Consider the following 23475-nt stretch of genomic DNA (forward strand, 5'->3'; position numbering starts at 1 on the left):
CTTAAATTGGACTTTTTTTTACTTGGGTTGTACTTAATCTATAAGGAAGACAAGAAAAAGAGTATCAATCAAGTAAAGTCACAAAGTCACATTAGCTCCGAGCAACCATTGCAAATCGAGGTACTCATACAATGATTAAAATATTTCTCTCTGCATTTTCTGTCATTCTCTTTGCTATCCCTATCATAGCTTATTCTTTTTTTCCATCTTCTAATCTTAATATTTGGCTATCTACCAGACCTATCTTGGCACAGATTTATGCCTTCCCCTTAGCTACTGCAACTATGGTTTCTATTTTAAGTTTCGTATTTTTTTCCCTATCTTTTTACAAGAAAAATAAACAAATACGGTTTTATTCTAGCATCTTTCTCTTACTATCGTTCATATTACTATTATTCGGAACAGATAAAACCCTTTCTTCCGTATCAAATAAGACTAAAACCTTAAAATTAGTAACTTGGAACGTCGCTAATCAAATAGAAGCACAACATATTGAGCGAATTTTTAGCCATTTTGATGCCGATATGGCTATATTCCCTGAACTAGCTACCAATATCAGAGGTGAGCAAGAAAACCAGAGAATCAAACTATTGTTTCATCAAGTTGGACTTTCTATAGCCAACTATGATATTTTTACTTCTCCACCTACTGATAGTGGAATAGCTCCTGTGACTGTGATTGTCAAGAAAAGTTATGGTTTCTATACAGAAGCTAAAACTTTCCATACAACACGGTTCGGGACAATTGTATTACATTCGAGAAAACAAAATATACCAGATATCATTGCTTTGCATACTGCTCCTCCTCTGCCAGGTTTAATGGAAATCTGGAAGCAAGACTTAACCATCATTCATAATCAATTGGCTTCAAAATATCCAAAGGCTATTATTGCAGGTGATTTTAATGCAACTATGCGTCATGGAGCACTTGCAAAAATAAGCTCTCATAGGGACGCATTAAATGTACTACCACCTTTTGAAAGAGGAACTTGGAATAGCCAAAGTCCAAAACTTTTTAATGCAACAATAGATCATATTTTATTGCCTAAAAACCACTACTATGTTAAAGATTTAGACATTGTAAGTTTTCAAAACTCTGATCATAGATGTATTTTTACAGAAATCACATTTTAATTATTTTATACTCTTCGACAATCTCTTCAAACCACATCAGCATCGCCTTACCTTAGACATATGGTTACTNNCTAGCTTCCTAGTTTGCTTTTTGATTTTCATTGAGTATTATATAAAATCACCCCTCTAGTGTTCATAAACTAGAGGGGGAATTTGTATCATACTATCGTTTAACGCACTTCTGCATTGATTTTTTCTTCGAGAGACGCTTGGATTTTTTCCATATATCGTGCGACTTCTTCGTCCGTTAAGCTGTCTTCTGGATTTTGGAAGGTCAAGCTATAAGCCATGGACTTCATACCAAGTCCCAATTTTTCGCCTGAGAAGACGTCAAAGAGTTTGATATCTGTCAAGCGTTTCACACCGGCAGCTTGGATAGCGTCCACAACTTCTTGGTGAGTGACTTCTGCCTTTAGGAGAAGGGCAACGTCACGGCTAACTGCTGGGAATTTTGTGATTTCCACAAATGGAGTAGCAGGTTGAAGGGCAGCCTCGATGGCTGAAAGGTTGAGCTCAGCCACATACGTTTCTGGAATATCGTAGGCCTTAGCAGTGACTGGATGCACTTGACCAAGGAAACCAAGAACTTGGTCACCGAGTGAAATCATAGCTGTACGACCTGGATGAAGGCTAGCGATTTCAGATGTTGCTGTATAAGTTACTTGGAATCCCAAGCGAGAAAATAGCGCTTCAAGGATTCCCTTAGCATAGAAGAAATCAACTGGAACTGCTACTGTTTGGAAATCTTTTTCTGCAACCAAGCCTGTCAAGGCAAAGGCAAAACTGTTGATTTCATTTGGAAGTTCTTCTTTTGGATTGCCTGTTTGTTCAAAAACTTTTCCAATCTCATAAAGGGCCAAGTTTTTATTCCTACGAGCCACGTTGTAGGCAACGGTATCAAGGATCCCTGAAATCATATTTTGACGGAGGACTGAACGATCCACAGTCATTGGCCACATGAGTTCAGTAAGGTTACTTGGTTGAGCTGTGAACTCAACTGCTTTTTCAGGAGTTGTCAGAGCATAGGTGATAATTTCTGTCAAACCTGCTCCTTCAGCAATGGTACGAACTTGACGGCGGAGTTTTTGTGTCACAGTCAATTCACCAGCTGTACCATCGTCTTTTGGAAGGCTGGTTGGCAAGCGGTCATATCCATAGATACGAGCGATTTCTTCAAAGAGATCAGCTTCGATTGTGATATCCCAACGACGACATGGGACTCTGACTGTAAAGCTGTCTGCATTTCCAGAAAGACCAAAGCCAAGACGACGGAAGACGTCTTCTACATCAGCATAAGACAGCTCAGTTCCGAGGACACGGTTAACATCAGCAAGGGTTGAAGAAACTTCTACATCTGAAGTATCAAGCTCACCCGCTGAAACGATGCCCTTACGCACCGTCGCACCTGCAAGTTCCGCAATCAGGCTAGCTGCCGCATCAAGGGCTTCATTGACTGTTGCCACATTGATGCCTTTTTCAAAGCGAGAAGAGGACTCAGAACGAAGGTTGAGGCGACCGCTAGTCTTGCGGATAGATTTTCCATTGAAAACAGCAGCTTCAAGGACAACACGACTAGATTTTTCAGAGATTTCTGTTGCTTGACCACCCATGACACCTGCAAGAGCTACTGGCTTGTCTGCGACAGTGATAACTAAGTCATTTGTTTCCAAGTCACGTTCTTCACCATCTAAAGTCACCAATTTTTCACCAGCACGCGCTTCACGCACACGGATGTCAGTCCCTTCAAAGGTATCCAAGTCAAAGGCATGCATAGGTTGACCAAAGTAGAGCAAGATGTAGTTTGTCACGTCTACAACGTTATTGATGGGACGGATGCCTTCGTTCATGAGAAGGTTTTGCAACCATTGTGGACTTGGTGCAATAGTCACATTGTCCAAGATACGGGCTGCATAGTAAGGTGCCTTGTCTGTTTCAATCCCTACAGAAAGAGCGTCTGCTGCAACTTCATTTGTTTCTGTTAGAGTAAATTCTTTAAAGTTGACTGCCTTGTCATAGATAGCTGCCACTTCGTGAGCCACCCCACGCATAGAAAGGGCATCCGCACGGTTAGGTGTAATTGAAAGTTCGATGATTTCATCATCCAAGTCTAGATATGAGAAGACTTCCTCACCTGGAACGGTATTTTCTGGCAAGATTTGGATGCCATCTGCGAATTCCTTAGGCACAACTGAGTCAGAAATCCCCAATTCGCCAAGCGAACAGATCATCCCAAGTGACTCAAGACCGCGGATTTTCCCTTTTTTAATCTTGTAATTGTCAGCGATGCGAGCTCCTGGAAGAGCCACCATAACCTTGATACCAGCACGCACATTTGGGGCACCACAGACGATTTGACGGGCTTCTTCTTCGCCAACGTTAACCTGACAAACATGGAGGTGAGTTTCTGGCACATCTTCGCAAGACAAGACCTCACCGACGACAATTTTTGAGAGACCAGCAGCAGGTGATTCGACACCTTCTACCTCGATCCCTGTAGTTGACATTTTTTCAGCCAACTCTTGTGATGGCACATCAATGTCCACCAATTCTTTTAACCATTTATAAGATACAAGCATAATTTAGTTTTCCAGAATGACAGTTGTCACTCTAGTTCTTTTCCTTTCCTATCATTTCAATAGAAGAATCATCTTCTTACCTTAATTTCTTTCTCAGTAACCAATCCGTATCTACTTTTTGACCAACCATAAAATGATGTTGGCTAAATTTTTCAAAACCATATCGATTATAAAACGCTTGAGCTTTTGTATTCTGCTCCCAAACACCTAGCCAAGCCCAGGAAAAACTATTTTTTGTAGCAAGTTCAAGAGCAAATTCAAACAGTTGCTTACCGAATCCAAATCCTTGGAATTTTTGTAGCACATAGAGGCGTTGAATTTCGAAAGCATCCTCTAATTCTCTCTCAGTCTGAGCACTTCCCCAGTTGACTTTGAGAAAACCAGCTATCTCCTCTTCATGCATAATGAAATAGGTTTCGGATTCTGGATTTTCCAACTCAGTTGACAAAACTCTCAGACTATAAGCTTCTTCAAAGTATTCCTGTAACTGCTCTTCCGTATTATCATGCGCAAATGTTTCACGAAAGGTTTGTTTGGCAATTTTAGACAACACCTCAACATCTGCCATTTCTACTTTTCTAATCATTATTTAAACTGTTCTGAGAAGCGGACATCTCCTTGGTAGAATCCACGGATATCGTTGATTCCATAACGGAGCATAGCTACACGCTCTTGTCCAAGACCAAAGGCAAATCCAGAGTAAACAGTCGCATCGATACCACTCATTTCAAGGACACGTGGGTGAACCATACCGGCACCCATAATTTCAATCCAACCTGTTTTCTTACATACGTTACAGCCTTCTCCACCACACTTGAAGCAAGAAACATCCACCTCAACAGATGGCTCTGTGAATGGGAAGTAAGATGGGCGCAGACGGATCTGACGCTCTTCACCGAACATCTTTTGCACAATCAATTGAAGGGTTCCTTGAAGGTCTGCCATAGAGATATTTTTCCCAACAACCAAGCCTTCGATTTGGTGGAACTGGTGACTGTGGGTCGCATCGTCTGTGTCACGACGGAAGACACGCCCTGGTGAGATCATTTTCAAAGGACCTTTAGAGAAATCATGGGCATCCATAGCACGCGCCTGCACTGGAGACGTGTGGGTACGGAGCAAGATTTCTTCTGTGATATAGAAAGTGTCCTGCATATCACGGGCTGGATGGTCTTTGGGAAGGTTCATACGTTCAAAGTTATAGTAGTCTTGCTCTACTTCAAAACCATCCACAACTTGATACCCCATACCGATGAAGATATCTTCGATTTCTTCACTGGTTTGTGTGAGGACGTGACGGTGACCAGTCGCAACTGGACGACCTGGAAGTGTCACATCAATGCTCTCGCTAGCAAGTTGAGCAGCGACTTTCTTTTCTTCCAATAGTTTAGCTGTTTCTTCAAAAGCAGCTGTCAAGACATCACGAGCTTCATTGACGTGTTTCCCAATGATTGGACGCATCTCAGCAGAAACATCTTTCATCCCTTTGAGGATTTCAGTGAGCGAACCCTTTTTACCAAGGACAGAGACACGCAAATCTTGCATCTCTTTTTCATTTTCAGCAGTAATCTGCTTCAAGCTAGCCAGCGTTTCTTCACGAAGCGCTTTTAATTGTTCTTCAATAGTTGACATATTTCCTCCATCAGTCGCTTGTAGATAAAAAGAAAACCACATGCCAAAAACTCCACTCGGAGCGTTGACACGCGGTACCATCCGTTTTCATCTGACAAGTCAGACCTTCATTTCTAAATCCATGCGCAAGTGAATTCACCCAGTTTTCATATAGAGAGCTTGCAGTCACGGCTCTCCTCCCTGATATACTTCCCTTGAGTTACTAGTCTTGCAGATTTCTATTCAATTACTACTTAGTTTATCAGATTTTTAGCATTCTTGCAAGACCTATCTCACTTCTGCTTGTTAGCTGTGATTCGAACATGAAAATGTCAACAGTCTCACTAAAAAATGAAAGTCATACATAGAAATTTTTAAAAATTTTCTCTATCGTAAACCTGCCACTAGTTCAGAAACTATACTAACTGATTCCAAACGTAATATGGTCATTTCATCTACCTTCCCTAATAATGGCATTGCACCATACCAAACAATGGTCTTGTTTACCAAAAGAATAGGCGTGACTATTTTTGATTGAGTAAAAGATACTTTAATTTTCTGGCTCTTCAACTGGTCTAGCCATGCTTTATTTGCAACCGTCTCTGGTATACATATCTCAATTTGACTCATTCTAAATTCTTTTAGAAAATTCATCAGTTTTGTCTGGTGCACATAAGGTAAAATAAGCATACATTCCTGTCTTTCCCCTGCCAAGTCCTCTCTCAACACCTTCTCATATCTACTATCAACATAAACGAATGGTTTCTCCTCACCCTCGATGACACGATAATCCATCTTTCGATAAGCTACTTGTCGTTTCTGAAACATCTTTTCTAAATAAGGAACATGAATATCCACATAATCTAAAATCCGCACCAAAGACTTATCCTTGTAGTTTCTATGAATCCGACCTGCATACTGAATCAAATTATTTTTCCAAGAAAAGGGCGCTGCCAAGATAAGCGTGTCTAGCTGAGGCAAGTCAAAACCTTCGCCAATGTATTTTCCAGTAGACAACAATACAAAACCTTTATCTAGCTGTTCTAACGTCTCCATTAAACTTGTTCTATCTCGGACTTTGGTTTTTCCGCTAATAATATAACAGTCATCAACCTCTTTCTCTTTCAATAACTTTTCAAAGACATCTATCTGTTGAATTCGATTGACTAGAACCAAGATATTCCGCCCTTCTGCCACTTGGGCTAGAATATCCTTGAGAATCATCTGATTCCTCACTGAGTCTATAGCAATCCAATCACTAAGCTGTATAAAATTACTTGCTTTGGTCTTTTCAATCTCCAAATGACCAAAAGAAGTGAATCTTAATTGCAATTGCCGTTTAAAATCCGTCTCCCTCTTATCAGCAGTATGGAGTATCTCACCAATTCTCTGAAAAACAATAGGCTCATGACCATTCTTACGCTCAGGCGTAGCCGTCAAACCGTAAAGATACTTCCCTCTAAACTGAGCAACAACTTTTTCAAACATCAAGGCAGAGACATGATGACACTCATCCACAATCATCATCTCATACTCATCCAAAAGACTTTGACTATTTTCCAACTTAAATAGAGATTGAATCATAACAATATCAACCAGTTTACTCAGCCATTTCTTAGTCCCACCGTACTGCCCAACATAGCCTATTACCTTTTCACAGCCTGATGCCGTATAACGGGTAGCTTCTTCCTCTTCGAAAGTCAAAAAATGGTTTAAACGATCCAGCCATTGGTCTAAGAGTTGCCTATTATGAACTAGGATAATTGTTTTGGTCTTCCGTTCAGAGATGAGGGCAGCACCTAAAACGGTCTTCCCAAAACCAGTCTCCGCATGGAGTAAACCATTTTCTTTGGAAATCATATCTGACAGGGCTAACTCTTGCTCAAAAGTGAGTTCTCCCTTAAATTCCACTCTAATAGACCTTTGTACCTTTCTCCTATCTTCCACAGATACCTGCTTAAATTTATCTTGCAATGGATACAGCAAGCCTCTTGGCAGCCATAAATAATAATCGGATTCTCCAAATAAATACATTCTCTCAGGAATTTGATAGGTTGGCTGTCGCATAGCCTGCTTTACATAAAATTCGGGATTAGAAAATGAAGCCATATTTTTCAAGAAAAAAAGTGTCTTGGGTGTCACAGACGATTTTTCAAGTTGGATAGTATTAGATAAGACGACCTTCAACTCCTTGTCCAATTCTTGCTTACCTAACTCCTCTTGGATTAACAGTGCCACTTTAGCAGTTGAAACCCTCTGAATCTCTTGTAGATACCTCCATTGGTCTTCATAAGGCTGAAACTGTTCATCCACAAAGACCGTTCGCCCTTGATGGTAAGCTTCTCCTTGAAAAGGCAAGGCAATCAAATTTCCAAATCCCCCCTTAGGAAGGACATCCTGATTTGGAAACATGCGATCAAAAGAATCAAAGGACAGTTGCATACTTTCCTGCATAGCCAGTTCTAACAATTTCTTTCCAAACAAGCGAGCCTCTCGACTCGGAATCGCTTCCTCAAAGAAGAACCAAATATGGAGTCCGTGACCCGAACGAGAAATCTCTAAATGGGCTTCCATCTGGCGTTCCCTGGCTATTCTTCGAATGGTTAAACCAGCTTCTTTCCAATCTCCTTCATCAAAATCCAGTACCAAAAAATAACAGCTATCATCTAAGTGCATAGGAAAGATACCGATAGCTGTCTCCCCACGAAAATGAGATTTCAAAACGGAGTCCGTCAATGTCTGGAAACTCCGTTTTTCAGGTGATAACTGCTTCCAACCATAATTATAGGAAGGAAAATACTGAATTTTCCCTTGTTCATTGATAAAACTCTTAGCATAAACATCATAACGGCCAGCAAACACAGAGGTAAACAATTGTAATTTTTCTTGCGTCGTCAAGTGACTACTTTGAAGTTGGAACATCTCCTCGAACTGAGAGCGTTCCATCACAAACTGACTCTTGTCTTTAAGACGTTTACACAAGAAAAACTCACTATCCCCATTAAAAGAAGAAAAGACATCAAGTACTTCTACCACAATTCCATCCAAAGACACAAAAACAGCCATAAGAGTCACCTCCTTGATTCCTATAGGCTGATTATAACAAGACTGGCTAATATTGTACACGAAAATAAAATCCTAATAGTACTCATTTTGTATGTGGCTAATATTCCGTCTCGCTCCGGAATGTACGAGGTAAATAGAGTTTAAACGAGCAGTCTATAAAATTCAAAAAACGCATATTATCAAGTGACCTAAAACTTTGATGATATACGTTTTTTTGTGAGAATATTTACTTCATTTTTTCCTAAAATTCAATGTTTACTCAGTATTTGGATTATGAAAAATCGAGGTCTAAATCTAGATACATTTTTTCTGAAGACAAATCATTTTGACCACCGAGCAAGAGATTTTCAAAAAAAGCTGTTAAAAACTCAGGACGTCGCTGTAAAATCTTTGCATTATCTAATACCAAGGCATCACGAAAATACTTGGCATGTTGCTGAAATGGTGTATTATCAATATCAAAACCAAACTCACGAAGATACTGAATCAAAAAGACCGTTACTGTCCGAGTGTTTCCTTCGCGAAATGGATGAATCTGCCAGATTCCTGAAATAAAATGCTGGATTTGTTTAACCACATCCGCCTGAGTTAGTGTCGCATATGCAACTTGTTTTTCCTGATTAAAATCATAATCCAAGGTCATTTGAATCATGGAGTAATCAGAGTCCACAACACTTTCACCATTCAAAACAGGTTCATTCTTTGTGATATTGGTCTGACGAAATTGCCCCACCGGAATAGAGGGTTCAAATATATCTTGAAACAACTCCTTATGAATAGCAAGTAAGGTCGCAGGACTAAAGCTAAAGCCTCTTCGAGACAATAGTTCTACAATACGTAGAGAAACCAAGTCTGCCTCTTCCGTACTTGCATCAATAGTATGGTGATAAGCCGTTGCATCCTCATAAACCTGCTCGTAAGTCAGTTCACCCCGGGACTGTTTCTCAGCCAAAGATTCCATATACGCTGATGGCACTAGATTGTCAACTTTCTGCAGACCAAAACCTATCCGCCATAAGTCACGCTTAGCTTCATAAGACAAGTTTGGGTTGTCAATGTTGTAAGTTGGTTGCATAGAAATATCCTTTCAATTGTTTTTCTGTGTCATCGGTAAATGGTGAAATTGGGGTGAACTATAAAAAACATTCATAATAAGTTCTATGAAGAAGTAATAAAAGAGTTATACTCAACATCCCATGCACTCATTTGTAATGCCTTTTGGATGAATGGTTTGATTAAATGAATAATTCTAGCTTGCATACTTATCAAACTCATAGGATACACCACTCTGAACTCGTTGGTTTGTTCAAATCCCCCAACACCTGAGAAGAAACTGCAATGTTGTACTTCTCAGAGCGGTTCGAACTTAGAGGGGTTGTTGTGTAGTGAGCTGGTTTTTAATCAAAGCTATAAAATTTTAGTATTTTAATTTTAACTGACTAAATTATTATTCTCTATAAATTCTATAAATTTTTCAGGGGGATATTTAAAAGATTCAATTCCATAAAAATCTTCTAAAGCCCTAAAATTTTCAACTTTATAAGGTGACTTACCACTTATTTTTGCCTGATGTTGTCTAATTTCATTTAAATGTCTTTTACCTTTTTGTGATTTAACTACAGTAACTGTCACTATTTTTTTATAATCAGTTTTTTGCAATCCATAAAAATTTTCTAGTAGGAACAAACTCGATAATATTTTAGCTCTAACGTTAGCATATGGAATATTTTTTGAATTCTTAAACTCTATTAAATATAATTTACTATCAGCATCTACAGGAAGAAGAGGCAGAATTGTATCTACAGATTGCCATTTATCAAAGCTATGTTTTTTAAAAATAATTTCTGAAATCTTATCAAAATTATAACAAGTATATTTAGAGTTTACCAAATTATAGTTAGAATCAGAATCATATGAGCAGGTTTTAATATCGCTACGACATTCAGAAAATCTAATATTAAAATCATGTAATATAGAGAAAATTATTTTACTCACCATCAAAATCCTCCGCTAGCTCCTCAAGGCGATTTAAAGGAACATACATTTGCTCATAAATCTTATCAATCGAGTCAGTAACATCTTCAATAGAACTATTAGCAAGATAATACTTAACAGAATCATTTGTATCATTTTTTTTGCTAAATATATCAATCGCTTCAACTAAATAAGGACTATGGGAATTGATTAAGATATGTAATCCAAATTCTTTCTGAAGTAATACTATAATTTCAGCAAATTTCAATTGCCATTCTGGATGTAAATGGACTTCTGGTTCATCTAAAATGAGTGTCCCATTTTCTCTAATCACACCATTTTCTAAAAGAGATTTAATTAAATAGAACGTTTTCATACCTGAAGAATAATTGATTATATTAAGTTTTTTTTCATCTTCCTCATCTTCTGAACTATTAACAATATCAGTCTTCAATATATGATTTATTTCATTAAACACCAAATTTAATCTGTCAGTTATCTTAGCTCGTAATGTGTAAGTGTTGTTTCTTTCATCTCTAAGCTGCTCCATTAAATGAGCATTATGATCCAATTTTAAATCAATTTTATTTAAAAATTCATTTAAAAATTTAGTTGAAAATTTATTTAAAAATTTAGTTGAAAATAAATTTTCAACTATTGCAGCAGCATCATCTATGTATACTACATCTGTTTTAAAATTTATCAATTTATCTGCAGTAGCTCTATTTTTGTTAACTTCAACATTTATTTGTTCATCTTTTATTCTTAAAGAAATTAGTCCTGTCAATGGGTCGTATATATTATTTATTTGATTATGAAATTCATCAGTTAAATGAGCAGTTAAAATTTGGTTAAAGATAGATTGGTCTGACTGAGATAGAATTTCTTTTATATTTTCAGATAAAACATTTAGGTCCAAATCCTTAATATTTAATACAAAGTATTTTGAATTTCGTTTATTGAATTCATTAATTGATTCAATGATACTCTTCTTAAGGGATTCATTATTATGTTCACTATAATTTTTATCAAGAAATATCAATAAATTTTTTGAAATGATTTTTGTCAATTCTGTATAAAGGAAACTCGGAACGATTCTTCTAGCAATCCCTATTTCAGAATTATTTTTACGATTCATTTCGATATCAGAGAGATAGTCTTCTAAAAAATCATTAATTGCTTTAGTTCGATCGTTAGAAATTTTTTTTATAACATCATAATTGGCACTAAATATTGAAAATAAAGAACGACTTATTGTACTTTTTCCAGTGCCATTTTGACCTGCAATAACTGAAATTCCATTTATTTCAATTTCTGCATTCTTTACATTACCTATATTTTCTATTGTTAGTTTCATATATATTCTCCTTTCACCATGGAGGCAGTACTATCAGTTTAACACAAACTACATAAAAAAGCAGGTGTGAGGTGTAAATCATCTTCCAAGTATATCTCACTTCACACTACTTCACCAACTTCTTCATATCATCAATACGTGCAACTGTCGCGTCGTATTTGGCTTGGTAGTCGGCTTGTTTGTCGCGTTCTTTTTGGACGACTTCTGGTTTAGCATTGGCGACGAAGCGTTCGTTAGAGAGTTTCTTGCCCACCATATCTAGTTCTTTTTGCCATTTAGCCAGTTCCTTGTCGAGACGAGCCAGTTCTTCTTCGACATTGAGGAGGTCTGCCAGTGGCAAGTAGATTTCTGCTCCTGTGATGACGCTTGACATTGCGAGTTCAGGTGCAGGGATGTTTGATGCAATTTCCAAGTGTTCTGGATTTGTGAAACGTTTGATGTAGTTGACATTGCTGTTAAAGAAGGCTTCCAAGTCACTATCGCTAGTCTTAACAAGGATTGTGATTGGCTTACTTGGTGCTACGTTTACTTCCGCACGCGCATTACGAACGGCACGGATCAAGTCTTTGAGACTTTCCACACCAGTGTGAGCCGCAAGGTCTTCAAAGGCTAGATTAACAGTTGGGTATGCAGCTGTCACGATAGAGCCTTCTGAGATTTGTCCAAAGATTTCCTCTGTCACGAATGGCATGATCGGGTGAAGGAGACGAAGAATCTTATCCAAAGTATAAAGGAGAACAGAACGCGTGATGACTTTCTCTTCTTCGTTGTCACTATAAAGGACTTCCTTGGTCAACTCAACATACCAGTCCGCAAACTCATCCCAGATGAAGTTGTAGAGGATGTGTCCAGCCACACCAAACTCAAACTTGTCAAAGTTGGCAGTTGCTTTTCCGATGGTTTCATTGAGGTTGTGGAGAATCCAGCGATCTGTGACATTTCCAGCTTCCTTGTTGGCAACTTTTTCCACATTGGCAGTTGCTTGCTCAAGGGTCAAGCCTTCATTGTTCATGAGGATGTAGCGAGAGATGTTCCAGATCTTGTTAATGAAGTTCCATGAGGCATCCATTTTCTCGTAAGAGAAGCGGACGTCTTGACCTGGTGCAGAACCGTTTGAAAGGAACCAACGAAGGGCATCGGCACCGTATTTCTCGATGACATCCATTGGGTCAATCCCGTTACCGAGAGACTTAGACATCTTGCGTCCTTGCTCGTCACGAATGAGACCGTGGATAAGCACGTTTTGGAATGGTTGACGGCCTGTGAATTCCAATGACTGGAAGATCATACGAGACACCCAGAAGAAGATGATGTCGTAACCTGTTACCAAGGTTGAAGTTGGGAAGTAACGTTTGAAGTCTGCTGAGTCGACATCAGGCCAGCCCATAGTTGAGAATGGCCAAAGGGCAGAACTGAACCAAGTATCCAAGACGTCTTCGTCCTGAGTCCATCCGTCACCTTCTGGAGCTTCTTCGCCAACGTACATTTCACCCTCAGCATTGTACCAAGCAGGGATTTGGTGACCCCACCAGAGCTGACGAGAGATTACCCAGTCGTGGACATTTTCCATCCATTGGAGGAAGGTATCGTTGAAACGAGGTGGGTAGAATTCAACCTTGTCCTCTGTGTCTTGGTTGGCAATGGCGTTCTTAGCCAAATGGTCCATCTTGACGAACCATTGAGTAGACAAGCGTGGTTCAACCACAACACCAGTACGCTCTGAGTGACCAACACTGTGGACACGTTTTTCAATTTTAACGAGGGCACCGATTTCTTCCAACTTAGCAACGACTGCCTTACGAGCTTCAAAACGGTCCATGCCTGCAAATTCGAAGGCTAAGTCATTCATAGTACCGTCGTCGTTCATAACATTGACTTGTGGCAAGTTGTGACGTTGACCAACCAAGAAGTCGTTTGGATCGTGGGCAGGTGTAATTTTCACGACACCAGTACCAAACTCAGGATCTGCGTGCTCATCACCAACGATTGGGATCAATTTATTAGCGATTGGAAGGACGACGTTTTTACCGATCAAGTCCTTGTAGCGTGGGTCTTCTGGATTGACCGCAACCGCAACGTCCCCAAACATGGTCTCAGGACGAGTGGTCGCAACTTCAAGGGCGCGAGATCCGTCTTCCAGCATGTAGTTCATGTGGTAGAAGGCACCTTCGATATCCTTGTGGATAACTTCAATATCAGAAAGGGCTGTGCGTGCAGCTGGGTCCCAGTTGATGATGAATTCACCACGATAGATCCACCCTTTCTTGTAAAGGTCCACAAAGACCTTACGAACAGCTTTTGACAAACCTTCGTCAAGAGTGAAACGCTCACGAGAGTAGTCTACAGAGAGCCCCATCTTACCCCATTGTTCCTTGATAGTAGTGGCATATTCGTCTTTCCATTTCCAGACCTTGTCGAGGAATTTTTTACGACCTAGGTCATAACGTGTAATGCCTTCTCCACGCAAGCGCTCCTCAACCTTAGCCTGAGTGGCAATCCCAGCGTGATCCATACCTGGAAGCCAAAGGGTATCAAAGCCTTGCATGCGTTTTTGACGGATGATGATATCTTGCAAAGTCGTATCCCAAGCGTGACCAAGGTGAAGTTTCCCAGTTACGTTTGGTGGCGGAATGACGATTGAATAAGGCTTAGCCTTTTGATCTCCTGAAGGCTTGAAAACATCAGCGTCAAGCCATTTTTGGTAACGACCAGCCTCAACCTCGGCTGGATTGTATTTAGGTGAAAGTTCTTTAGACATGTGTGTGTCCTTTCTAGTTAATATCTTTAAATAAAATTAGTATGTAGAAGATATGCCTTGATTCAGCACATCTGATTTTTTCAGTATCTTCTATTAGTAAAAAAGAAACTGTATAAAAATTTTACATTAACTTTCTCTCATTATCTTCAGAATATGTTTATCAAAGTCCGATATAATTTTTTGAGTTCGGTTAAATTTTTCATACTCTTGGATGGCTTTTGAGTCTGCTTGTTTCTTGGAAATGCTTCCTTTTCCTTCTAAGATTTCATATTCATTAAAGGATAGAAAGCGATCAATACTATCTGCCAATCCTCGCATTGTAAACGTATTACGGCGCTCAACTAAACCCTCGATATAATCAAAATAGGCTGTAACAGTTCGCTCTAGTTGTCGAATTTCTTTTTCTTGCAAATAATTTTTGACTACCGTTACATCTGATTTGAGCACTCGTCCATCAGGTGCATGTTTCCAAGTAGTTAATCCCATTTTTTCTTTACTAGCATCAGCTTGCTGATAGATAATTTCTGCAGTCGTACTTCCAGTAATTGCATAATGAAATTTATTTTGCACCATAGCATAGAAGTTTTTAGTAATATCCGAGTTTCGATCATAATCTATGGCACATTCGGCAAAGATATCCGTAATTTGTTGATAGATTCGGCGCTCGCTAGAACGAATAGAGCGAATTCGTTCTAAAAGTTCACGGAAATAATCTTGTCCGAAAACTGTCTGTCCTTGTTTCAAGCGTTCATCATTCAAAACAAAACCTTTGATGATAAATTCTTTCAAGGTCTTGGTTGCCCAAATTCTAAATTGAGTAGCCTTGCTGGAATTTACGCGATAGCCAACTGAAATGATAGCATCCAGATTGTAATATTCAAGTTCACGTCGGACAGTTCTATTTCCCTCTTGTTGAACCTGTGCAAATTTTGCACAAGTTGACACCTTATCCAACTCACCACTATCATAAATGTTTTTTAAGTGCTTTGTAATGACACTTCGTTCAACTCCAAAGAGCTCTGCAAGACCTTTTTGAGTCAACCAAAGATTTTCATCTTGTAAAAGGATATCTAGCTGAACATGGCCATTGGGTGTAGTATACAGGATGAAATTAGAAATTTCATTCAAGACAATTTCACCTCCCCCCTTCCATAAACAATTACTTCTCTTTCTTAAACTTTATGCCGTTTTCTTTCAGCTTTTTAACGGTTACAGGACCAATTCCCTTCAAAGCGAGAACTTCTTTTTCAGTCCATTTTTTGAAATCTGAAGATGTACGAATCCCATTTTCAACAAAGATGCGAACAAGATCCATCCGGATTCCCTTCATTTTTTCCTCGCTCATAAAGGAGTACCAGTCTGTAACCTGGGATAGATTTCTTAACACACTGGAATGATTCGAAAATACTGGTTTACGACGGAATTTCTTGGCTTCTTTTGTTAAAAATTCTGTTAAGATAATATTTTCTTGTAAATAGTCAAGCAGAGGATACAAACTAGCTTGTAGCGATTCAACTGAATTTGGACAATAGCATTCTTGTTCTTCAATGTCTAAAATATTGAATTGCCAGTCTTTCTCTATGAAGAATTCAACAGCTTCATCATTGATTTCCACTAATTTTGCAAATAGCTGACTGGCTTCCTCAATTTTTCCTTGAGAAAAAGCAGAGATGATGGCATGAATAAGGATGGTATCATCCCGCTTTCCTTTATTTAATTCTTCACAATAGAAACGTTCAACCTTTAATTCCTGACCAGTAATATGATACAAGGAAAGCATACAGAAGACAAAATTAGGAGGAAAACGTTCTGGTCGCTTACTTAAGTATAAGTTAACCAAGTCCAAAGCCTTAAAGTAAAATTTTTCTGTCATATAATATTCAATCAGAAACATCAGAGCAGACAGGATAGGGCGAGCTTCAAAATAATTCCAACTATTGTATCCGTTCATTTTCCATTTTTCTAAAACTAGAACTTCAAAATCCAGTACTTTTTTAAAGGTTGGTAAATCAAAATCTTTAACTTCTGATAAGAATAAGTGAAAATCAGCCGCAAAATAATCTGGATTGATCTTTAAAACTTGCTTTAACAGTTTATTTCGCTTTTGTGTATTTGGAGTATGCATAGCTTCTCTAAATAAAGCGTGATCCTGATTCCAATCAAAAGTCCTATTTTTTAGTTGGTAATTGATTAGCTGGACATCTGGATACTCTCCATGTTCATCAGCATATTGCATCACTGCTGTATGTAGTTCATCGAAATTTTGAATGGTACGACGTTCTACAAAAGTTGGTTTTTTAGCCATTATTTCTGTCCAAGCAGCCTCTTCTTCAGAAATAATTTTGATATCCAACTTTTGCTGGCGTTTTAATTCTTTTTTTCTATTTTTCTTTTTAGCCATCTATTTTCTCCTCTAACTCATTCTTCAATAGACCCGACTCAACTGGCTTAGATATCCTTTGGGACTCAGCTACAGGCTTGAATGGGAAATCTCAGTTTCTTTGTGATTCGTTTACTTTGAAAGTTATCCCCCAAGCGTGACTAAGGTAGAGTTTTTTCCAGTTACATTTGGTGGTGGGAATCACGATTGAATAAGGCTTAGCCTTTTGATCTCCTGCCGGCTTGAAAACATCCGTATCAAGGCATTTTTGTAACGACCAGCCTAAACATAGGATGGAGTGTATTTAGGTGAAAGTTGATTAGACATTATTTTTTCTCCTTTTATGAATATTTCTTTTATATCTACGATTTATTAATACACTGTGCATGTTGTCACGATACACGTAATATCCATTATGGGTGTTTAAATAGAAATACTGTAATAACCAAATTATAGCCTTCCCAATAACTAATGATAATATGAAACAAACGAAAATAATTATAGTTGAGGCAAATAATTCAGACATCCAATCAGCTGCGGGAGTTATAAATTCGACCAATTTCATCTTAATCTTTAAACCCCAAATAATTTCGGTTAACTTTGGAATAATACTCAACATTAATAGAGTAAGAAAACTATATAGTTGAGTTCGATAGAGGTGTCTATCCATTTTCTCAGTTCTTATTGGTTTTTTCTTATATTTTTTTGTATCAAATTGAGAATTTATTTCTCCAATTAGACTAGGAATTAATATTGGCAAAAACCAGGTTAAAGCATTTATTAATTCATTTTCAACTTGATTAAATATTGCTAACAACAATATACAGATTGTTCCAGTGAGCCATGATGCTATTACTTCTTTGGTATCTTTTGCACCATGTCTAATTAGATTATGAATTCTCCACCAGAATATTAAATAAAGCGCAATAAATGAATTAAATATAAAAATGTCAGTTATTAAATCGGAATGAAAATCAATAGCTTTAGAAATAAAGTAATAAATATAGATATAATACCATAAAAACGAAATAATAAGCATCGTGGCATATACATTCCACAGTGTCTTTCCCTTTACGATATCTATTTTATTAACTTTTTGAAATATCTTGATTGATCCTACAGTTTTTATAACAGATAATACAAATGGTAATATTAAAAGTATTACAATGATAATCCAGTTATTTATGTGATTTTTACTTATGCCATAATTAATAAAAAAATATTGAGATAAGTTGATTAAAGTTGATTCAACTAGATTTAGGTTATAAAGAATGTAAGTCAAGATTCCGCAAAATATTCCATCCCATGCGTTCATAAAAGCTAAAGATTTAGTACTTTTAGTAAGAAAAACTCTAAACTTATTAAATCGATTTTTATAGTTAAACACATATATTAGTATCAAGGCAAATTGTAAAATTATAACTAATTTAAAATCGGTAAGACAGAATACAATTAGAGATATTATTGGAAAATACGTTAGCGCATACATAAGTATTTTCCAAGTTTGAGCAAAAAGATTCTTCAATCTATTGTCAGTATTAAAATAATACATTAATTTCAATCTTTGCCTCCTAAATCTAATCTAAAGGTTGGTAAATCAAAATCTTCAACCTCTGATAAGAATGGGTGAAAATCAGCAGCAAAATAATCTGGATTGATCTTTAAAACTTGTTTTAACAGTTCATTTCGCTTCTGTGTATTTGGAGTATGCATAGCTTCTCTAAATAAAGCATGATCCTGATTCTAATCAAAAATCCTATTTTTCAGTTGGTAATTGATTAGCTGAACATCTGGATACTCTCCATGTTCATCAGCATATTGCATCACTGTTGTATGTAGTTCATCGAAATTTTGAATGGTCCGACGTTCTACAAAAGTTGGTTTTTTAGCCAGTAGTTCTGTCCAGACAACCTCTTCTTCAGAAACGACTTTGATATCCAACTTTTGCTGGCGGTTTAATTCTTTTTTCTATTTTTCTTTTTAGCCATCTATTTTCTCCTCTAACTCATTCTTCAATAAATCAAACTCTACCTCTGCTGTATTGGATATTCTTACGACCTCGGATACAGGCTTAAATGGGAAATCCCAGTTTCTTTGTGATTCGTTTACTTTGAAGGGTGTACTCCAAGCGCGATTAAGGTAGAGTTTTCCAGTTACATTTGGTGGTAGGAATCACGAACGAAAAAGATTGAGACTTTTGAACTTCTTGAGTCTTGAGAACGTCTTCATGAAGTTGTTTAGATATGTGTGTGTCCTTTCTCTATTGTATTCATTTTATTTTGAATTTGCTTAGCAGCTTCTTCTGCAGACAAATTCGTATTATTTATTTTAAAGTAGTGGTGTAGCTCATTCGGTTGATGTTGGGAATTTAATTGAAGTGTTTCAGTGGCTTCTAAAATTTCTCTTTCAGATACCTCAATATGCCGTTTTAAGGGTTTGTGCTTTAATCGATTCTCCGTTCGATTTCGATGTAAGCGCTCCTCAAGACTTGTTTCCAACTCAACAAAAAGAATCTCTTGATGATAATCATCCAACAAATTCTGAATTTGCTTTAAATACATCAGCTGATACTGATTTGAAAAATCAATTACGTCAGTTAAAATTACTGATCGCTGATTTCTTGCACTTGCTCCAAGGAATGAAAAAGTGATTCCACGAACAAATTCCCACATTTCCTCTGTATAGTCCTGATAGATTTCTAGTGCAAAATCAATGGCTTGATGGTTATAAAATAGGGTAGCATCCGTCAGTCGAGATAATTCTTGACCAATGGTCATTTTTCCTGATGCTGGAGCACCAATGATGAAAAGATGCATCAAATCACCTCCCACTCGCTCTTCAGCAAGCCATATATCAGACTGTCACAGCGGTTTCCTTGAACATCCTTTCGGTCTCTTATGCGAGCTTCGAGGGTAAAGCCAAGCTTTTCCGCGACTCGTTTACTTTGAAGGTTATATCCAAAGCAAGTTAGTTCAATCTTGTGAAGACCCAAATCTTTAAAGGCTAAGTCAATCAAGGCAAGCGCTGCTTCTGGCACATAACCTCGCCCCCAATAGTCTGGGTGTAAGGTATAGCCGATTTCCAGCACATCATCTTCATGGCGATGGTTGAAATCGACAGAGCCAACGATCTTATCCGTTCCTTTGACGACAATCCCGTAGCCTGCTGGGAGATTTTCCTTTTGATTACGCTCCGGAAGAATGTGCTCCAGATAATAAATCTCATCTTCCAAGGTCTTGACTGGAGGAAAACCTGCTGGATAGGCGACCTCTGGCAAACTAGCGTAGGTATGGATATCCTCAGCATCTGCCACTGTACGAACTCGTAGGACGAGTCGTTCGGTTTCTAATCGTTCTGGTAATTCAGCTCTTGACATCCTTCATCCTCGCTTTCTTAATGAAGCTCCCCATAGGGTCTACTCGGTCATCTAAATAGCGATAAACGCGCTGGTGGCCATCCCCATAAAGTAAGTAGGTGCAAAACGGTCATTTCTAAAATGTCCCTTTTCATCCAAAAGTTCTGGGTCAACAAATCGCTCAACAATCTTAGCGAAAATATGACAAATTCCCTCTTCCTCATCAATCCTATCTACCTGACATTCTAACACGACTGGACAAACCTCTAAAATCGGTGCCTGAGTCCGTTCAGAAATCTCGTAGTCTAGCCCCAGGTGTTTCAATTTCTCTCGATGACTGATAAAACCAGCCTGCTCCATCTCGAGCATGAGATTTTCATCAGGGATATTCACGGTGAACTGTTGATAATGCTTAATCTGCTCAGTCGCATTTTCTTCAGCACCAACACCAATGACTAGCCAATCTCCCAAGCTATAAGAGGAGCTACAGGTCGTAATATTGTGTCCAAAATTCTGATCCTGATACCCCAAAATGAAGATAGGAAAACCATAATAGAGTTTACTTGTTTTAAAAGATTGCTTCATAACAAGCTCCTTTGACTAAGACGCAAAAGAAAATCCCTGCCATCTACATGACAGGGACGAATGTGTTTATCCGCGGTACCACCCAATTTCGGGCCAAGCCCGCATCTTTAGTCTTTAAAATAAAAAGACAGAAATATTTCATTTTTTCAGTCATTAGCAACCAGTTTTGACACATTTGTGGACTTCTCAGCGCCGCCACTTTCTGTAAAATGTAGGATTCAAAACACCTCTAATGGCTCTATTGTAGCAAGTTTTTCTCGGAAATGCAAGACTCAAGAAAAATTACTTGAACTTGATGCCATTTTCTTTCAATTTCTTGATGGTAGCTGGGCCGATTCCTTTCAAGGCAAGGAGTTCTTTTTCAGTCCAGTTTTTGAAATCTGAAGCAGACTTGATTCCTTCATCATAGAAAGTCTTGGCACGATCAAGGGGAAGTCCACCCAAGTTTGCTGCAAAATCTTCTACAGAATTAACTACTTTTTGAGCTTGCTCTTTGGTAGCTTCTACTGCTTGTTCAACTTTTTTAGAAACAGCCTTACCAGCTGCGCTTGCTGACTGTTCTGCACGCTTCACGACTTTTTTTGTCTCATCTACAACCTTAGTCACAGTACTTGAAAAGGCACCTGCACGACGGAGACTATTTCGTAATTGTTTTTTACGATTGAGTTTCTTTGACATGATAAAATCCTTTCAATAAAAAATCCCTGCTCTGACAAGGATTTAATATAAATATTCTATCAAGATTTTAGTGAAAAATCAAGAACCTATCTCGTTTAATAATTTCGCTCACCAAACAAGCCTTCTGGCAAATCATGGAATCCCTTTCCTGCTTTGAAATTTTCAAACTTACCAAGCAAGAACTGATAAGCATCCAAACGACTTTCGTAGCGAATCATGGCATCTTTGGCACGTTCGTCTTGGTCTTCTTCGTAGACCTTTTGACTTTCCTTATGCGCCATGTCGTTGATCATGATTTGGGTATTGACCCAAGCTTCAAATTCCTTCATAAATTCTTGTTCGTAACTCATTTTTTCTCCTTATTCTAATCCACGGAAATAGTCCGTGTCAATCTCACGGTAGGGTTGAATATCCTGAACGTACTCCAACACACCTTGGAATTCTCCGTTTTCATCGTGCACTGCAGCGTAGGTGATGTGGACAAACTTACCTCGCGACTCAGACTTAATCCACATTTCATACTTGTCCTTGGTTCCCTCACGAAGCCCCTTCATGATGGTTTTGACCTTGTCCAAGTACTTAGGTGGATGACAGAGTTCGACATTGCGCCCAACTTGGGACGGTGTTCGTTTGAAAATCATCTCATCAGCTGGCGTATTGTCATTGTAATACTGGAAAATATCGTCTTTATTGACAAAGGTAATTTCCATGGGGAGGTGATTGAGGATGAGATTAGCCTGCTCGACTGAAAGATAGCCATTACCAAAAGACTGCTGACTATGGCGATCCAACACTGCTTCCTTTTCCTTAGGGGTAAAGGTAATGGTAAACTGTCCTTCTGGCGTATCAATAACCTGCTGAACTTGACCCTCTGCCGTATCTAGCTGTACAGGCTCCTCTTCACTCTTTTCCTCAACAAAACTCTGGCGTTCTGGCACCCATTTCTCAGACGGACGGATAATAGCATAGCCATAGGCATCGCTCTCCTCCGCAATCTGAAGCCAGTCATCCTGAGTAAAGGACTCAAGGAGAATCATGAGAAGGATAGATTCTTCCTTGAAAATCATACTTTCAAACTCTGTCGCAAAAGCTTCAAAAGCTTCTTTTACGCTGCTAATTGACACTTCTGGTAGTGACTTGGCTGTCGCTAAAGCTGTTTGAAAGAGTTCCCTGATCTGATCATCCACTCCCCACATAACTTTTGGAGGTGAATCGTGTCCATAGCGCTCCATGATGGGGAAGAAGAGCTCTTCCTTACGTTGGTAATGGATGTCAAATTGCCCCAAAAGACCCATCTGACGCACCAAGCCCTTGCGCATCTCCGCCAGCATTTCTTCATCTTCCATAGACTCATAGGTATCCAACAATCTCCGAATACGAATCAAGGCCGCACGGAGGGCTAGATTTTCTTCTTTGAAAATCCGAACTGGGTGACCTGGGTGCTCGGTATCTGCAACTTCGACATCCTTAACAGCATTTTTAAAAAGATTGGCATGAACATCACAGAGTTCCATGACATCTTCAAAGGTGACACCTGAGTCTGAGTTCATCAGCTCGTGCTCCATAAGGGAAATCACGATGGCTGAAACACCTGTAAAGGTCGCATCAAAGCGCTCCTGAACCGACTCAGGAGAGGAGCCATTATGCAATTCTAACAAAATATCCCGCAGGACATGAATTCGTTCATCTGCCATTAGTCTAACCCAATCACTTCGTAACCGTTTGCTTCCAGCGTGCGGACAATCTTGTCCATAGGAGTTCCTTCAAGCTTAGAACCTTGTTTGAGCGATACTTTACGACCAACTGTGTTGCGCATTAAGGGATTGGCAAGGGGTTTAAAACCCAACTCCACTAGAATTTCCAAGACTTCTGGATGCTTGTCCACCACTTCTGCAACGGGAATTGACACATCGATGATATTGTCCATGACGACCTCCTTTGTATGTTCTAATACTCAATGAAAATCAAAGAGCAAACTAGGAAGCTAGCCGCAGGTTGCTCA

Annotated in this window: 20 protein-coding genes and 1 pseudogene; 1 reads left to right on the forward strand and 20 read right to left on the reverse strand. The window is 38.6% G+C overall.

What is annotated here, in order from left to right; all coding sequences use genetic code 11:
* The first annotated feature begins 131 nt into the window (after positions 1-131).
* Complete coding sequence (locus HT691_RS00080; RefSeq protein ID WP_138700433.1) at positions 132-1133, forward strand: endonuclease/exonuclease/phosphatase family protein; 1002 nt, start codon at positions 132-134, stop codon at positions 1131-1133.
* Positions 1134-1303: 170 nt separating this feature from the next.
* Here HT691_RS00080 and pheT read toward each other — a convergent pair whose 3' ends face one another.
* From pheT to HT691_RS00180, 20 genes and pseudogenes are all read right to left on the reverse strand, one after another.
* Positions 1304-3709: a phenylalanine--tRNA ligase subunit beta gene (pheT, locus tag HT691_RS00085; RefSeq protein WP_172921900.1), complete on the reverse strand. Its 2406-nt coding sequence runs from the start codon at positions 3707-3709 to the stop codon at positions 1304-1306.
* Positions 3710-3785: 76 nt separating this feature from the next.
* Positions 3786-4295: an N-acetyltransferase gene (locus HT691_RS00090; RefSeq protein WP_023933257.1), complete on the reverse strand. Its 510-nt coding sequence runs from the start codon at positions 4293-4295 to the stop codon at positions 3786-3788.
* Entirely contained in the window at positions 4295-5341 is a 1047-nt protein-coding gene (pheS, locus tag HT691_RS00095) for a phenylalanine--tRNA ligase subunit alpha (RefSeq protein WP_000103743.1), read from the reverse strand. The genes HT691_RS00090 and pheS overlap by 1 nt, the downstream gene beginning before the upstream one ends.
* Before the next feature lie 366 nt (positions 5342-5707).
* A complete protein-coding gene (locus tag HT691_RS00100; RefSeq protein WP_172921901.1) occupies positions 5708-8386 on the reverse strand; it encodes a DEAD/DEAH box helicase family protein in 2679 nt (892 codons plus the stop codon).
* 271 nt (positions 8387-8657) lie between these two features.
* Positions 8658-9461 carry a Fic/DOC family protein gene (locus tag HT691_RS00105; RefSeq protein WP_054387987.1) on the reverse strand — a complete coding sequence of 268 codons (804 nt, stop codon included), beginning with the start codon at positions 9459-9461 and terminating at the stop codon, positions 8658-8660.
* 356 nt (positions 9462-9817) lie between these two features.
* On the reverse strand, positions 9818-10384 hold the full coding sequence (locus HT691_RS00110; RefSeq protein WP_000253751.1) for a hypothetical protein: 567 nt from the start codon (positions 10382-10384) through the stop codon (positions 9818-9820).
* Positions 10374-11717, reverse strand: a complete 1344-nt coding sequence (locus tag HT691_RS00115; RefSeq protein ID WP_000778677.1) for an AAA family ATPase — start codon at positions 11715-11717, stop codon at positions 10374-10376. The genes HT691_RS00110 and HT691_RS00115 overlap by 11 nt, the downstream gene beginning before the upstream one ends.
* Positions 11718-11823: 106 nt before the next feature.
* Positions 11824-14475, reverse strand: coding sequence for a valine--tRNA ligase (locus HT691_RS00120; protein WP_023933260.1), 2652 nt, complete (start codon positions 14473-14475; stop codon positions 11824-11826).
* Positions 14476-14601: 126 nt separating this feature from the next.
* Positions 14602-15603, reverse strand: a complete 1002-nt coding sequence (locus HT691_RS00125; RefSeq protein WP_172925215.1) for a virulence RhuM family protein — start codon at positions 15601-15603, stop codon at positions 14602-14604.
* A gap of 31 nt (positions 15604-15634) precedes the next feature.
* Complete coding sequence (locus tag HT691_RS00130; RefSeq protein ID WP_050971555.1) at positions 15635-16876, reverse strand: hypothetical protein; 1242 nt, start codon at positions 16874-16876, stop codon at positions 15635-15637.
* 298 nt (positions 16877-17174) lie between these two features.
* Entirely contained in the window at positions 17175-18407 is a 1233-nt protein-coding gene (locus HT691_RS00135; protein WP_033606863.1) for a hypothetical protein, read from the reverse strand.
* 5 nt (positions 18408-18412) lie between these two features.
* Complete coding sequence (locus HT691_RS00140) at positions 18413-18568, reverse strand: hypothetical protein (protein WP_004237269.1); 156 nt, start codon at positions 18566-18568, stop codon at positions 18413-18415.
* 30 nt (positions 18569-18598) lie between these two features.
* The gene (locus tag HT691_RS00145) at positions 18599-18796 is read right to left on the reverse strand and encodes a hypothetical protein (protein ID WP_007284866.1); all 198 of its coding nucleotides are present in this window, start codon (positions 18794-18796) and stop codon (positions 18599-18601) included.
* Positions 18797-19092: 296 nt separating this feature from the next.
* Positions 19093-19671, reverse strand: coding sequence for an AAA family ATPase (locus HT691_RS00150; RefSeq protein ID WP_054387988.1), 579 nt, complete (start codon positions 19669-19671; stop codon positions 19093-19095).
* Entirely contained in the window at positions 19671-20231 is a 561-nt protein-coding gene (locus HT691_RS00155; RefSeq protein ID WP_023933266.1) for a GNAT family protein, read from the reverse strand. The genes HT691_RS00150 and HT691_RS00155 overlap by 1 nt, the downstream gene beginning before the upstream one ends.
* Positions 20218-20795, reverse strand: a pseudogene (locus HT691_RS00160) (flavin reductase family protein). The gene HT691_RS00155 and the pseudogene HT691_RS00160 overlap by 14 nt, the downstream one beginning before the upstream one ends.
* A gap of 282 nt (positions 20796-21077) precedes the next feature.
* Positions 21078-21473 carry a helix-hairpin-helix domain-containing protein gene (locus HT691_RS00165; RefSeq protein ID WP_000038630.1) on the reverse strand — a complete coding sequence of 132 codons (396 nt, stop codon included), beginning with the start codon at positions 21471-21473 and terminating at the stop codon, positions 21078-21080.
* Positions 21474-21568: 95 nt separating this feature from the next.
* Entirely contained in the window at positions 21569-21823 is a 255-nt protein-coding gene (locus HT691_RS00170; RefSeq protein WP_000119707.1) for a DUF1912 family protein, read from the reverse strand.
* A gap of 9 nt (positions 21824-21832) precedes the next feature.
* Complete coding sequence (locus tag HT691_RS00175; protein WP_054387989.1) at positions 21833-23167, reverse strand: DUF438 domain-containing protein; 1335 nt, start codon at positions 23165-23167, stop codon at positions 21833-21835.
* Positions 23167-23400, reverse strand: coding sequence for a DUF1858 domain-containing protein (locus HT691_RS00180; protein ID WP_000368739.1), 234 nt, complete (start codon positions 23398-23400; stop codon positions 23167-23169). Before HT691_RS00180 ends, HT691_RS00175 begins: the two co-directional genes overlap by 1 nt.
* Positions 23401-23475 lie beyond the last annotated feature (75 nt).

The organism is Streptococcus sp. 477 (assembly GCF_013277295.1).
Taxonomy (GTDB): domain Bacteria; phylum Bacillota; class Bacilli; order Lactobacillales; family Streptococcaceae; genus Streptococcus; species Streptococcus pseudopneumoniae.